Below are 14,046 nucleotides of genomic sequence, written 5' to 3'. Positions count from 1 at the left end.
TCCTTATTCCAAGGGGAGATAGACATGGAAAGTCGAACCTACACCTAAGTGACTTTCCACTTGGATACTTCCGCCGAGAATCTCTATATAATCTTTGACAATCGCTAAGCCAAGACCTGTTCCTCCAGAATTTCGCGCACGAGCCTTGTCTACGCGATAGAATCGTTCAAAGATTCTACTTTGCTCATCAGAGTCGATCCCGATCCCAAAATCCTGGACCTGCAGATGAAAACCATTTTCTTCATAGAAGGTAATTTGGATTTCTCCTTCTGGCAGGGAATAGTTGACTGCATTTTCAATCAAATTTTTACAAATTGGATGGAATAGCTCGATCTGAGTGGCAAAGGAATAATCAGGTGGACCATCGATCGTCAGTTTCAGTTGCTTTTCTTCAATGACTAAGTGATAGTCTCTGACGATCTGGATCAGCTGACTTGTTACATCGATTGTTTGGATTGGATAACTGATAGCGGCACTTTTTGATAATTGAATGATTTCCTGAATCAGATTTTCTAAACGATAGGCATCTTTTTGCATGATCTTTAGAAAAGCATTCAGGGTTTCAGGATCTTCTTTGGCTCCGTCTAACAGTGTTTCTGTAAAACCAATCAGTGAAGTGACAGGTGTTTTTAATTCGTGAGAGACATTTCCGACAAAGTCCTTTTGTAATTTTTCCAATTGACGAATACGTGTCAGATCGTAAGAGACTGCTAAAATCTGGTTTGCTTCCTCAAAATAACGTAGGGTGACATCCAGTACTCGTTCATTCGCCGTTTGGATCTCTTCATGGACAAATGTTTTGGTTTCACTGACACGATAAATCATTTGAATCAGCTGTGTATTGGTGATCGTTTCTGTAAAAGGTTGTTTTTCAGATGTAACGAATAATCCTAGCTGCTCCTGCATTGTGCCATTCATCAAGATCAGCTGTCCTTCTGCATCAATCATAAAAATACCGATCGTCAATTCATTTAGCAGCGTATACAACTGCCGTTCACTGGCAGTGTAAGCTTGATAAGTTTGGCTCAACTGTTCGCTCAAAAGATTGATACTGCGATAGAGCTCTTTCCATTCGGGCGAAGATTGCATGATCGTTTCCGGATGGGCAGGTTCTTCAATCATCTTGTGAAGAACAGGGAGAATCGTTTCGATCGGACGGTTACGTCTGCGTAGTATTTGCAGGATGATCCCGCTAAGAATCAGCCAAAAGATGCCGTAGACAAGGAAGATCGCTTGTTTCATTCTATTGGCATTTGGTAGGAAACTTTCTGTTGGTTCAGCGATGCGAATGATTGCCGTCAGCTGTCCATCTTCTTTGATTGGTAAAGCGACATACAGTAACTCTTTGTGTAAGGTTGGACTGATCCGAATGGACCGTCCGATAGAGCTTCCTTGCAAGACTGCCTTGATCTCGGGGCGCTGTGAACGTGTCTCGGTCAAGTTATCCCCATAGGTATCGAATAAGATCATGCCTTGTTCATCCATATAAGTGATCCGCTCTTCAGAACCGAGGGTGTATTGTTCGATGACCTTTCCCAGTGAAGGCTCGTCTGCTGCCAGACGAATCACCAAATCGGCTTTTTGTCGTAAAAACGTTTCATGCTGTGAGAGCACCTGCTGATCGTAAAAATTACCGATAAACAACCAGCTGGTGAAAAAAATCAATATCAAAAGCAGGATCCATCCTAGATAGCTTTGCTTTTTCATTATTCTTTTGGCTCCTGGAATTTATAACCGAATCCACGAATGGTTTGCAAATATTGTGGGTGTTTTGGATCATGTTCGATTTTTTCCCGCAAATGACTGACATGGACATCGACGATTCGACTCTGACCGTCAAAATCAAAATGCCAGATTCGGTCTAGCAAGGTATCTCTGTCGATGACACGGCCTTTACGTTTCATAAAGTAGACCAGTAATTCGAATTCTTTTGGGGTCAGCACGATGGGGTTGCCGTTGACTGTGACTTGATAGTTGGTGACATCTGCCACGATCTGACCAACGACAAGCTGTTCTTCGGTTTCTTCTTTGACCGATTGCGACCGAGGTTCCATTCTGCGGAAGATTGCTTTCATCCTAGCCAACACTTCTCGTGGGCTAAACGGCTTGGTGAGATAATCATCTGCACCAATCTCTAAACCTAAAATTCGGTCGATCGGGTCATCCTTGGCAGTTAGCACTAAGATCGGTGTCTCGATTTTTTCTTGTCTCAGCTTTTTGGTAATGTCGATCCCATCCATATTTGGCAGCATTACATCTAGAATGAGAAAATCGAACGGTTGGGTCAAAGCGAGTTCATATCCCTCTAGACCATCCGTAGTACTAGTCACTTGGTACCCTTCCTTTTCCAGGTTGAATGTAAGTAAAGTAACGATGGAGGGTTCATCGTCAACGATCAAAACTTTTTTCATAACGTACTCCTTGTAAAGATTATTTTTGTACTGCTTATATTTTAGCATGAATACGCTCTGGGGACTATTGTATAGACTGAATAAATGTTATAATGTAAAGCGACTTTGAATAGAAATGAGGTCTGTCTCTATGATTGGGATCAGTGCTTGTCTTGGCGGACAATGTTGCCGTTATGATGGTCGACATCAAGAAGTATCCGCATTAAAAAAATTGCTGGATCAAAAAGAAATAGTCAGCGTCTGCCCGGAAGTATTGGGGGGATTGCCAGTACCTCGTGATCCTGCCGAAATCGTTGGCGGTAACGGTCATGATGTTTGGGATGGCAAGGCGAAAGTGTTGACGAATCAGGGAGAAGATGTAACAGAATTGTTCAAAGAAGGTGCCAAACGTGCCTATCAGGCATTAAAAGAACAGCAGGTCGATCATTTGATTTTGAAAGACAAGAGTCCTTCCTGTGGCAGTCAGTGGATCTACGATGGCACGTTTTCAGGAACAAAGATAGAGAATATTGGTGTTGCAACAGCTTATTTCATTAAACAAGGACTTTCCGTCCAATCAGAGACACAGTGGCTTGCACAACAGCAAGGAGGAAATTGAATGGAACTAGAAAAAACGAATCGCATGAATGTATTGTTTGAATTTTACTCCACATTGCTAACAGAAAAACAAATGAATTATATGGAATTGTACTATGCAGATGATTTTTCACTGGGAGAGATCGCTGAAGAATTCAGTATCAGTCGTCAGGCAGTGTATGATAATATAAAGAGAACCGAAAAAATTTTGGAAGACTATGAGCGAAAGCTACACATGTTTTCTGATTATGTTGTCCGTAACGAATTGCTGGATCAACTAAGTGAATATATAATGAAGCAGTATCCAAAAGATGAGACACTTGTTAATTTTGTCAAAGAAATCCAAGAAATTGAAGAATAAAGGAATGAGAAAAAATGGCATTTGAAAGTTTAACAGAACGCCTGCAGCAGGCGATGAGCAAACTTCGTAAAAAAGGAAAGGTCACTGAGGCTGATGTCAGAGAAATGATGCGTGAGATTCGTCTTGCGTTGCTGGAAGCCGATGTCAATTTGCAAGTTGTTAAGGAGTTTACTAAAAACGTCCGTGAACGTGCAGTTGGTGTAGAAGTATTGGAGAGTCTTTCTCCTGCGCAACAGATTGTGAAGATCGTTGACGAAGAATTGACGAAAACTCTGGGCTCTGAAACTGTGGGCATCCAAAAAAATCCTAAGATTCCGACAGTGATCATGATGGTTGGTTTGCAAGGGGCCGGTAAAACGACTTTTGCTGGAAAATTAGCCAATCATTTGATTAAAACTGAAAAAGCAAGACCATTGATGATTGCAGGTGACGTCTATCGTCCAGCAGCGATTGATCAATTGAAAGTATTAGGGAAACAACTGGATGTTCCAGTCTTTGACATGGGTACAGATGTTAGTCCTGTCGAGATCGTTCGCCAAGGGATGGAGCTGGCGCGTGAGAAGAAAAATGATTACGTTCTGATCGATACAGCCGGTCGTTTGCATATCGACGAAGGGTTGATGGAAGAGTTACAGCAGATCAAAGAGATTGCACAGCCGAATGAGATCCTGTTAGTCGTCGATGCGATGACAGGTCAGGATGCCGTCAATGTTGCCGACAGTTTCAATCAGCAGTTGGGAATCACTGGGGTTGTCATCACCAAATTAGACGGTGACACTCGTGGTGGTGCGGCACTGTCGATTCGTTCTGTGACTGGGGCACCAATCAAATTCACTGGTACCGGTGAAAAGCTGACCGATCTGGAAATTTTCCATCCAGATCGGATGTCGAGCCGTATTTTAGGTATGGGGGACATGCTGACGCTGATTGAAAAAGCACAGCAGGACTACGATGAGAAAAAAGCAGAAGAACTAGCACAGAAAATGCGTGAAAACAGCTTCGACTTCAATGATTTCATCGAACAGTTTGAGCAGTTGGAAAACATGGGACCATTGGAAGATTTGATGAAGATGATTCCCGGAATGAACCAAGTTCCTGGCATGGATAATCTAAAGATCGATCCTAAAGATGTAGCCCGCAAAAAGGCGATGGTCTATTCTATGACCCCAGCCGAGCGTGAAGATCCTGATTTGTTGAATCCAAGCCGACGCCGACGTATCGCTGCCGGTTCTGGAAACAGCGTAGTAGAAGTGAACCGCATGATCAAGCAGTTCAAAGAGTCACGTAAAATGATGCAGCAAATGTCGAAAGGCAATCTGAACAATATACCTGGCATGGATCAAATGCTAGGCGGCGGAGTCAAAGGAAAACTCGGCAAAATGGCCATGAATCGAATGGTCAAGAAAAATAAGAAAAGAAAGAAAAAGCGCAAATAATCGAAGCTGAATCGGGGGGATCCGATTCAGCTTTTTGCTGTGAATCACAGTGATTCAGCGACTAAAAGGAGCTGAGAACTGATGATGAACAGTACTAGGCGACCAACGGGAGCGTAGTCACCTTCGTCTCGAATCACAGTGATTCAGCGACTAAAAGGAGCTGAGAACTGATGATGAACAGTACTAGGCGACCAACGGGAGCGTAGTCACCTTCGTCCCGAATCACTGCGATTCAGCGACTAAAAGGAGCTGAGAACTGATGATGAACAGTACTAGGCGACCAACGGGAGCGTAGTCACCTTCGTCCCGAATCACAGTGATTCAGCGACTAAAAGGAGCTGAGAACTGATCCTTCAAGAACTTAGCGGTTTACCGCTTAGAGCGTGATGAGATCGTAATGCAGTGAAGAGATGAACAGTTCGAGACAATCGACGTTCAAAAAACAGAAACAATCTAAACAAGTTTTCCTATCGTTTTAAAACTTAAGAATCGCATGGTATCATAAAAGAAAATAGATCAATTAAAGGAGAAAGCTTATGGATTTGACATTAAAACACGGGGATGCTGTTGCACTGGTCTGTAACTCCAATCCACAATTAAAAAAAGACCCCATCGAACAGCTGATAGGAATATTGAAAAATCTGGGACTGCAGGTTGTCACAAGTCCTTTATTGTTCGACACCTCGACTAGAAACACGACAGAGAAAGCCGGGATTCTTCAGCAGTATTTTGAAGATCCAATGATTCGTGCGATTTTTGATGTATCAGGCGGAGATCGAGGAAACAGTATCCTATCTTCGCTGGATTATTCTGTGCTTAAGAAAAATCCTACGCCTTTTTTCGGTTACAGTGACCTTTCGACTGTCTTGAATAGCTTGATCAGTCAAACCGATCAGTCCGTTGAACTGTTTCAGATCAAAACACTGATCTGGGACAAGACAGGTGGACAAATTAAACGATTCAAAGAGACTTTTTTTGAGCAAAAGGACAGTTTGTATCAAACCGATTGGGAATGGATCCAAGGAACGTCGATGTCTGGTGAATTGGTAGGGGGCAATCTTCGCTGTTTTCTCAAGCTTTCCGGCACACAATACCAGCCTGATCTTACAGACAAATTGTTATTTTTGGAGGCACTAGGTGGAGAAGTGGACGCCGTGTTTTCCATGTTGCATCAATTGAAGCAGCAGCCAAATTTTTCTAAGGTAAAAGGTCTGCTGTTAGGAGAGTTTACCACTTATGAGAAGGAGTGCGACTACCCGTTGACACAGTTAGTCCAGGATGTGATAGAAGATGAGCAGTTACCGATCATCAAGACCAGTCAGATTGGTCATAACATCACTTCCAGTGCACTGACGTTAGGTTCTTTTTTTGAATGCAAAAAATAGAAAAGGCTACCATATCATTGGTTCGTTTTTTCGTTTGGTGTTATGATAGAAGAAGATACACGAAAGGAGAAATGCACTATGGTAAACAAAGAACAAGTGGAAGGCAAAGCAACTGAAGCTAAAGGTAAAATAACTGGTGACGACTCCGAAGAACTAAAAGGAAAAGTGAAGAAAAAATACGGAGACGCCAAAGAGAAAGCCAAAGACTTAGCAGATGATGCTGCTAGCAAGGTAAATGATACATTAGATAAAAAAGATAAAGAAGATCAATAAGAAAAAAAGTTGCGTCCCTCTTTTTGAAGGACGCAACTTTTTTTAGATCGATTTTTGTTTCAACCGTAGATCACGGCGTTTTCTCCACCATTTTTGGATCGATTGGAAGTAGACCAGTCCAAAGCTTACGATAAATACGAGAACAAATTGGACCAGAAGAGTAAACCAGTAACCCGAACGATTAACGTAGTATTCTGTAGGATCGATAGAGAATACCCAACTCCAAGGTGTGCTCCCAATGCCGAAGAAGAGGTTGGAACCGATACATAGACTTAGAAAGGTCGGCAAACGGAGTGATGGATCCGTGACAAAATCCCCATCGTTTTCCATCGAGGTTTTCTGATAGATTCTTTCAGTTAATCCTAACAGAACCAAACTGAATAAAAAGAATAAGATCAGCGTGGTTAGGGTGGTTCCTGTTTTACCTACACTGGTCACGATCAGTGTCCAAGGATTTTGCAGATGGATATTTGGGAAAAAGTAGGTGATCAAATCGTTGAACTGAATGTAAAAGGGATTGAAAAATCCTACAAAAAAGAACAGTCCTCCCATCAGTGCCGCTGGTCCGAGCACCAGATTTCCTAGCAAGGCTCCGAAGAAAATACCACTCGTCAATAACAAGGTCATGGTAGCAAAATGACTAAGCCCAGAATAAAGCATCTGTGGGAGCGTCACATTTAAGTACGGTGCTGGAATCCCAAAATAATTAATAAAAATCGAGCCCAAGATAGCTAGAGCCAGCGCTCCCAGCAAAGGTAAGCCAAGATAGAGCAGTTTGCCAGTAAACAATTGTCGTCGACTGACAGGTAATGAAAATAAAAATCGATTGAAATTGGTTTTTTGATCAACGAAAAACAATGCAAAGCCAGCTAGAAGCATCAACCCCATCGTAAAGATTGGATCTGAGCCACCGAACCTAAAATAATACTCCACTCCTCGTTGATAGTCATTTGGGTCGCTAGTGCTTCCATAATCATAGTACTCATTTCTTAGAAAATATTGATCAGCACTCTCACGTATTGTAGGGAGATAAGGAGCATTGCTCGCATGATAAACAGTTAATTCCTCATCACGATATTCATCGATCGATGAATAGTAGATTGGTGTATCGCTGTCACCCACATAACCTTTGATCTGGTTGTCCAAATCGTTATTGTAATGTTTTGTTTCAAACTCGTAGGAGTGGAGCCATTCATAATGACCTTGCCAGCTGTTATTTAGACCGAATGCTCCTGTCCAGTAGAAAAAGAATAGCAGCAAGATGATCGCGATCAGACTTTTTCCATAGCGTTTGTAATAAATTGATCGAATCGTTGGGTTCATAGTTCATTCAGTCCTTTCATCAAAGTTTCTTGGCTAAGATTTGCTTCAAACAAATCTTCCAGAGTCAAAGGCAGTTCTTCAAAAAGGACTGGTTCTAAAGCCTGAATCTCTTCGGACAATTTCGAGGTGAAGTTTTCAAACAAAGCAGTAACTACACGTCCTTGGAATTGCAGAGCTTTGGAATTCATTTTGACACAATCGGGTACTCTTTTTGTTTTGAAGACCATTTGGATTTTTTTTGCGTGTTCTCGGAGATCCTCCAGACGATAGTCATGAGTGATCGTATTTCCCTTCAATAACAAGGCACGGTCAATGATGTTTTCTAGTTCGTTAAGATTATGGGAAGCAATCAAAGCTGTGCGTTTGCCGTCGCTTAAATTTTCCAGTAGCAGTCCAATCACTTTCTTACGAACAATCACATCTAGTCCGTCAAAGGGTTCGTCTAGCAGTAAGTATTTGGCATTGGATGATAAAGCAAGAATCATTTGAAAAAGTCCTTGCATTCCTTTAGAGATTCGTTTGTAGGACAGATTAATCGGTAGCTGATGTTCTCTGATCAGCTCGATAAACAAATCTTGGTCAAAGTTAGGATAGGCCAGACGATAGAATTCATTGAGCTTTTTTAGTGAATAATGGCTCAGAAAATTTTCTTTTTCATCAATATAAAAGATCTGATTCTTATCAGCTGAATTTTTTTCGATGTTGGTTCCGTTTAAAAGAATTTCCCCACCATCAGAATAATACTGTCCGGCAATTGTCCGAAACAAAGTTGTTTTTCCGGAGCCATTTCGACCAATCAGACCGACGATTTCATTGTCGGAAAGCTCAAAATTGACATCTTCCAAGATCATGTGCTGATCGATTTTTTTGGTTACGTGTGAAAGCTTCATTTCTGTATCCCTCCTAGTTCGGCTTGCTCTTCTGCCAGCCAAGTACTGATTTCTTTTTCGGAAACTTGCAGATGCTTCGCTTCGATCAAAAGAATTTTGAATTGTCGTTTTAATTTCTGGATGCGGATCTCATCGCGAGGTACCTCATCCAGTTGTTTAACAAAGGTTCCTTTGCCCTTCACTGTCACGAGGACTTGTTCTGACTCGAGGACTTTGTAAGCCTTACTGACGGTGTTTGGGTTCATCAGTAATTGCTTGGCCATTTCGCGAACAGAAGGGATGCGATCCCCCGGCTCCAGCAAACCATGCAGAATATCTTCTTTGATACTAAGTACTAATTGTTCGTAATACGGACGACTGCTGGTTTTGTTGATAGTAACCATGGCAAACTCCTTTCTGTATGACTTTAGTGTACTAGTTCTCGTCATACACTTTCTTTATGTGTACTATGGTACACAGTACAGTTGGAAATTACAAGTATTTTTTTAATTTTTATTAAATTAAGAATGGCAGGGAAGTGAAAGTGATAAATAAGATTGCTTTTTATGGCTAGGAGAACTGACTGAACGCCATTTAGAGAGAAAATAAGAAGGGAAATAAAAAATTTCGTGTCTTTTTGAGATAGGTTAAGTTTCAAAAGATTTTAAATGATCTTTTCAGGTGTTATACTATTTCTAAGTAAGGCTGGTTTTGCAAGGAGGTGGCGGATGAGATGGATAGTGAAAAAGACCTATTCATTGAAGGAATCCAGCAGGAGCAAAGAAAAATAGACAGTCAATGGTTGACTCTTCATTATTGGACGATCATTAGTGTCGTAGGTGTGGGTGTTTTTCTTGAGTTTATTTTGGCCATTGTTTTGTATGTTTGGGAATCCCCCAATGTTGTGCTGAGTTTTGAGGCGTATACCATTCGTTATGTCCTGCAGCCTTTTTTGATAAATACCGCTTGGCTTTTCGTAAGCTTCTTTACGATGAAAAGTAAAAAGTTACGAGCTAGAAGTCGAGTCTATCTGTTATCGATCGTTTTGATAGGGATCTCTGCTGTTTTTTATACAACGCACTATGATTTCAATCTTTACATGGTCTTTTTTGCACCGACTTTGTTTACAGCGATTTATGGAGAGTATCTATTGACCAGTGTAGTCACGGCTTTGAGTGTTTTGATCAAGACGAGTTCAGATATTCTTATCTATCAAAATAATTATCCAGATATGCCATTCACTGAGGCAGTCACGATGATGCAAATACTGATCTCCACGCTGTTGCTGATTTTTTTCTATGCGATCAGTATGGTGATCATCCATTTCCAGAAAAAGAAAAACGATACGGTGGTCCAAAAAGAGGTCAAGCGACAGCAATTAGAGTTACAACTAATCACTGACCCTTTGACTGGGATCAACAATCGAATCGCACTTCGTAAAACATTTCAGCAAATAGAGGCTACCTTTTCGACAGACAACTATTTTTTTGCCATGCTGGATCTGGATCATTTCAAAGTTTTGAACGATACTTTAGGACATTCTAAAGGAGATGAATGTCTAGAAGAGATTGGTGCTCTTCTGAAGGCGAATAGTACAGAGACGATCGTTCCGTTTCGTTTTGGCGGAGATGAATTCTGCATTGTCTTCAAAAACAAATCACTCGAAGAAGCCCTAAGTATTTGTGAAACGATCCGACTGGAGTTGAAAGAGAATATCTTGAATAGACTGCAATTATCGCTGACCATCAGTATTGGTATCGCAGAGTATTCACAGCAGGCCTTTGCGGAGGATCTCTTGTTCAATGCTGATGTGGCACTCTATCATGCCAAAGAAAATCGTGATACTGTTTTCGTTTATCAAATGACAAAAACGACCAATAAAGGATGACTCCCTCATTGGTCGTTTTGCTATGCCGTCAGTTTTTCAAAAAATTCAATGTATTTTTTAGTGACCAGCTGGAAGAATTTCACCGTATCTTCCTTAAAAGAGCCATCCTCATTCAACAGCTGAGTCACATTACCGATATAGGCTTCTGGTTGTTGTAACGTAGGGGCGTTCAGACTAACCAATGACTGACGCAGATGATGATTTGCACCAAAGCCACTGATCGCACCTGGAGAAACACTGACTACCAGAGCAGGCTTTTGATTCCATACGTTGCTGCCTCTAGGTCGGGAACCAACATCCAAAGCATTTTTGATCGTTGCTGGAACCGAGCGATTGTATTCTGGAGTGAAGAAGTAGACACCGTCCACGCTTTTCATTTCTTCTCTAAAGCGGGTCCAGCTTTCTGGGATTTTGCCCTCTGTATCCAGATCTTCGTTGTAAAAAGGAAGATCACTGATATCCACAAAGACTGCTTCATAGCCTTCTGGTAACAAATCTGCAAATGTCTCTGCTGCTTTGCGATTGAAAGAACCTTCTCGGAGACTGCCAACGACAATACCAATTCTTTTGACCATAAAAAACTCCTCCTTTGTCTATAACTTAATCTTACTGAAAGTTAGTGGATCATGCAAAGAATAACTATTCGTCTTTCTGATATTCCAGAATGTCTCCTGGTTGACAGTCAAGGGCTCTGCAGATCGCATCCAAGGTAGAGAATCGGACAGCATTGACTCGACCGTTTTTTAGTTTAGATAAATTGACATGACTAACGCCGACTTTTTCAGCGAGTTCATTCAAGCTGATTTTTCGATCTGCCATGACACGATCCAATCGAGAAATAATTGCCATTTTTCATTCACATCCTAAACAGTTTCATTGACTTCATGCTGTAAGGAAGCCCCGTATTTAAAAATCTCTATTAGTAGCGAGGTACCCAAAGCAAAGAGCAGACTGTTGGAAATTCCTAATTCAAAATGGAACGATTGGGTTAGGAAATAAGACAAGAGTGGGAACAGAAACATTGGCACAATCGCATAAAGATATAACCATAAGGAAATCTTTTTTAATTGTTTGATGATTGACAGATCAAAGATCGGCTTTCCTTCAGCAATCGTTTGAAATAAGTGGGCGATTCTGTAAAAAATCGAGGAAACCATAGCCGCATTGAGAACAAACGTGATCAAAAGATATGTCATGCGCATCGATTCGGTCGTTTGACCACTAGTAGAGCTCCACGTAAGTAGATTGAACACATATCCGGTTGATGGTTCAGAGAGCTGAATATTTTGCTGTAGAGTGGGAAACAGGAAGCTGACGAAGACAAAGAGAACGACGAAAAGATACATGGCAAAAAATAAAAAAAAAATTTTTGCCAGGATCTGAGCTCTTGCTTGGATTTTTTGCTGTGTCATGAAAAACACTCCTCGGGATTAAATTTACTTGTTCAATGAATGAAGTATTGTGTTCTTTGGTGCAGATATTCTGATATATCAGAATATCTACTTTTTTTTCTAAAGTTATTTTATCAGTTTGTTTAATGTAAAACAATTAAAATTTAACGATTAACGATAAAAATTCAACATATTTGTTTTTTTATTAAAAAAAATACAGACTGTAAAGAAAAAACTCTTTACACCTGTTTGAAAACCTGTTAAACTAGCTCTTGTGATTAAAACCAACGGAGGTGTAAATAATAATGGCAGTAAAAATTCGTTTAAAACGCATGGGTTCTAAAAAGAGTCCTTTTTACCGTATTGTAGTAGCAGATTCTCGTTCTCCTCGTGATGGACGTTTCATCGAAACAGTAGGAACTTATAATCCTTTAACTGAACCTGCAGTAGTGACAATCAAAGAAGATCTAGTTCTTGATTGGTTATCAAAAGGTGCACAACCTTCTGATACAGTTCGTAACATCCTTTCTAAAGAAGGCGTTATGAAAAAACATCACGAAGCTAAATTCACTAAGAAATAAGGAGACCAAGTATGAAAGATTTGACAGATTTAGTCTTAACAATCGTTCGTCCTTTGGTAACCCAGCCTGATCAGGTTTCCTTGGAAATCGTTGAATCAGAAGATTTCTTTGAATACAATTTATCTGTAGCACCAGAAGATATTGGTCGTATCATCGGTAAACAAGGACGAGTGGCAAAAGCAATTCGTACGATCGTTTACGGTGTACGCACAGAAGGACCTAAAAAAGTTCGGCTGAATATTTTGGATGGTAAATAATCAAAAAGCAAAATTACCTCGGTGATTTTGCTTTTTTTGATGCTAAATTTTAGGAGTTCCATAAAAAATCAGTCCTTAGCACCATGTTTCTTGACCAAAACTCCTTCATAATACACAATAAGAACGAAAGGGGCGGGGAATATGGAAAGCATACTAGCTATCATTGTCGTTATTCTGATTTTGGTTTTTATTTCTAAAGTAGGTTCAATGATCTGGCGAGTGTTGGGCATCGTCATTTTAGGCGCACTTATCTGGATGTTTAGAGACGAGATACTATCACAAATCAACAGTTGGTTCAACATGATTGAGTCGGGCAATTTCTGGGATAGCTTCAAGGAATGGATGATGAGCATCTGGAACGGCTTGGTCCAATGGTTTGGAGGACTAGCATCATAGATTTCAATACTCGATAGAAGTATTTGGAGGCGAAAAGGATGAAAAAAGCAGTTTGGATGAGTCTTTTTATGGGGATATTAGTGTTGGTAGGCTGTGGCAAAAGTGCAAATCAAGCAGCTGCCAGTACTGAAAGCTCTAAAGAAAGTACCGAAGAAACGATCCAGAGCCAAAGTAGTATTTCTTCAACAACAAGCGAGTCAACTTTTTCGACGGAATCAGTAGAGGAATCTTCGCTACCAGAAACATCGGAAACGATGACGAGTCAATCGGCAGAGGAGATCAGTGCTTTTGAACAGCTTATCGATCGTTATCCGAATGTGGAACTGCCTAAAGAAATTCCTCATACGGCAGGTAATGTGCTGAATATTGCCAGTACAGGAACTGAGGATAAATTGTCTGTCTTATATTTTGATATGGAGACACCGATGATACTTAATCAAAATGCCTTGAACAATGAGCGTCCGATCGCTCAGTACCAAAAAGAAACCTATTCGACAAAAGAAGAAGCAGAGGCAGCCGTTAGCCTACGAGTAGATACTCAGGGACAAAGAGTTGATCTAGGGCATGGCATCACAGGCTATCAACAGGGTGCAGCCGGCTCGTCCTATCTTTCGTGGAAAGAAGGGAACTGGAACTTGCTCGTGCGAGCGAACAATATGGCAGAGCAGGATCCTGTAGCTGCGGCGAAAGAAATTGTTGAGTATCTGGAGAAAGAAATGCTTCCAGCGCCGGAAACGATTGGACAAATCACCGTCGATATGAATGGATCAGACTATACTAGCAACGAAGTCAGCTGGCAAAGGACAAATCAAACATATACGATTCGTCATCAAGAGCCAATTGCAGCCTTGACCATGGCTGTTTCGACTGAAAAATAAAGAAGAACCAATCGCTGAGCG

At 41.0% G+C, this 14,046-nt stretch carries 18 protein-coding genes; 10 read left to right on the top strand and 8 right to left on the bottom strand.

All coding sequences use genetic code 11. The features are described 5' to 3' along the window. Nucleotides 1-3: 3 nt before the first annotated feature. Both ACWODM_RS02315 and ACWODM_RS02310 read right to left on the bottom strand, forming a co-directional pair. Nucleotides 4-1,707, bottom strand: a complete 1,704-nt coding sequence (locus ACWODM_RS02315) for an ATP-binding protein (RefSeq protein ID WP_455319756.1) — start codon at nt 1,705-1,707, stop codon at nt 4-6. After that, entirely contained in the window at nt 1,707-2,411 is a 705-nt protein-coding gene (locus ACWODM_RS02310) for a response regulator transcription factor (RefSeq protein ID WP_455319755.1), read from the bottom strand. Before ACWODM_RS02310 ends, ACWODM_RS02315 begins: the two co-directional genes overlap by 1 nt. A 130-nt stretch (nt 2,412-2,541) precedes the next feature. Here ACWODM_RS02310 and ACWODM_RS02305 point away from each other — a divergent pair, with 130 nt between their 5' ends. The 5 genes from ACWODM_RS02305 (at nt 2,542) to ACWODM_RS02285 (ending at nt 6,442) form a co-directional block, all read left to right on the top strand. Next, nucleotides 2,542-3,009, top strand: coding sequence for a DUF523 domain-containing protein (locus ACWODM_RS02305; RefSeq protein WP_455319754.1), 468 nt, complete (start codon nt 2,542-2,544; stop codon nt 3,007-3,009). Continuing rightward, on the top strand, nt 3,010-3,348 hold the full coding sequence (locus ACWODM_RS02300; protein ID WP_455319753.1) for a putative DNA-binding protein: 339 nt from the start codon (nt 3,010-3,012) through the stop codon (nt 3,346-3,348). Nucleotides 3,349-3,362: 14 nt separating this feature from the next. Then, nucleotides 3,363-4,784 carry a signal recognition particle protein gene (ffh, locus tag ACWODM_RS02295; RefSeq protein WP_455319752.1) on the top strand — a complete coding sequence of 474 codons (1,422 nt, stop codon included), beginning with the start codon at nt 3,363-3,365 and terminating at the stop codon, nt 4,782-4,784. A 536-nt stretch (nt 4,785-5,320) separates the two neighbouring features. After that, nucleotides 5,321-6,169, top strand: coding sequence for a S66 peptidase family protein (locus tag ACWODM_RS02290; RefSeq protein ID WP_455319751.1), 849 nt, complete (start codon nt 5,321-5,323; stop codon nt 6,167-6,169). 78 nt (nt 6,170-6,247) lie between these two features. Further along, nucleotides 6,248-6,442, top strand: coding sequence for a CsbD family protein (locus ACWODM_RS02285; protein WP_455319750.1), 195 nt, complete (start codon nt 6,248-6,250; stop codon nt 6,440-6,442). Between the two features lie 42 nt (nt 6,443-6,484). Here the strand turns inward: ACWODM_RS02285 and ACWODM_RS02280 are convergent, their stop codons facing one another. The 3 genes from ACWODM_RS02280 to ACWODM_RS02270 are packed head-to-tail and all read right to left on the bottom strand — an operon-like array spanning nt 6,485 to nt 9,038. Further along, nucleotides 6,485-7,765: a hypothetical protein gene (locus ACWODM_RS02280; RefSeq protein ID WP_455319749.1), complete on the bottom strand. Its 1,281-nt coding sequence runs from the start codon at nt 7,763-7,765 to the stop codon at nt 6,485-6,487. After that, a complete protein-coding gene (locus ACWODM_RS02275) occupies nt 7,762-8,655 on the bottom strand; it encodes an ATP-binding cassette domain-containing protein (protein WP_455319748.1) in 894 nt (297 codons plus the stop codon). The genes ACWODM_RS02280 and ACWODM_RS02275 overlap by 4 nt, the downstream gene beginning before the upstream one ends. Further along, a complete protein-coding gene (locus ACWODM_RS02270; RefSeq protein WP_455319747.1) occupies nt 8,652-9,038 on the bottom strand; it encodes a GntR family transcriptional regulator in 387 nt (128 codons plus the stop codon). Before ACWODM_RS02270 ends, ACWODM_RS02275 begins: the two co-directional genes overlap by 4 nt. Before the next feature lie 329 nt (nt 9,039-9,367). Between ACWODM_RS02270 and ACWODM_RS02265 the strand changes: the two genes are divergently transcribed. Continuing rightward, nucleotides 9,368-10,522, top strand: a complete 1,155-nt coding sequence (locus tag ACWODM_RS02265) for a GGDEF domain-containing protein (protein WP_455319746.1) — start codon at nt 9,368-9,370, stop codon at nt 10,520-10,522. A gap of 20 nt (nt 10,523-10,542) precedes the next feature. Here ACWODM_RS02265 and ACWODM_RS02260 read toward each other — a convergent pair whose 3' ends face one another. The 3 genes from ACWODM_RS02260 to ACWODM_RS02250 form a co-directional block, all read right to left on the bottom strand. Further along, the gene (locus ACWODM_RS02260; RefSeq protein ID WP_455319745.1) at nt 10,543-11,097 is read right to left on the bottom strand and encodes an NADPH-dependent FMN reductase; all 555 of its coding nucleotides are present in this window, start codon (nt 11,095-11,097) and stop codon (nt 10,543-10,545) included. Between the two features lie 64 nt (nt 11,098-11,161). Next, complete coding sequence (locus tag ACWODM_RS02255) at nt 11,162-11,371, bottom strand: helix-turn-helix domain-containing protein (RefSeq protein WP_455319744.1); 210 nt, start codon at nt 11,369-11,371, stop codon at nt 11,162-11,164. A 14-nt stretch (nt 11,372-11,385) separates the two neighbouring features. Further along, nucleotides 11,386-11,934: a hypothetical protein gene (locus ACWODM_RS02250; protein ID WP_455319743.1), complete on the bottom strand. Its 549-nt coding sequence runs from the start codon at nt 11,932-11,934 to the stop codon at nt 11,386-11,388. A gap of 284 nt (nt 11,935-12,218) precedes the next feature. Here ACWODM_RS02250 and rpsP point away from each other — a divergent pair, with 284 nt between their 5' ends. The 4 genes from rpsP (at nt 12,219) to ACWODM_RS02230 (ending at nt 14,025) form a co-directional block, all read left to right on the top strand. Next, nucleotides 12,219-12,494 carry a 30S ribosomal protein S16 gene (gene rpsP / locus ACWODM_RS02245; RefSeq protein ID WP_455319742.1) on the top strand — a complete coding sequence of 92 codons (276 nt, stop codon included), beginning with the start codon at nt 12,219-12,221 and terminating at the stop codon, nt 12,492-12,494. Nucleotides 12,495-12,505: 11 nt separating this feature from the next. Continuing rightward, entirely contained in the window at nt 12,506-12,751 is a 246-nt protein-coding gene (locus ACWODM_RS02240; RefSeq protein WP_455319741.1) for a KH domain-containing protein, read from the top strand. 141 nt (nt 12,752-12,892) lie between these two features. Then, nucleotides 12,893-13,147 (top strand): hypothetical protein, encoded by a 255-nt coding sequence (locus ACWODM_RS02235; RefSeq protein ID WP_455319740.1) that lies wholly within the window; start codon nt 12,893-12,895, stop codon nt 13,145-13,147. A 38-nt stretch (nt 13,148-13,185) separates the two neighbouring features. Beyond that, nucleotides 13,186-14,025 (top strand): hypothetical protein, encoded by an 840-nt coding sequence (locus tag ACWODM_RS02230; protein WP_455319739.1) that lies wholly within the window; start codon nt 13,186-13,188, stop codon nt 14,023-14,025. Nucleotides 14,026-14,046: the final 21 nt, after the last annotated feature.

Source organism: Enterococcus olivae, assembly GCF_053760925.1.
This window is presented reverse-complemented; position numbering and strand designations above follow the sequence as displayed.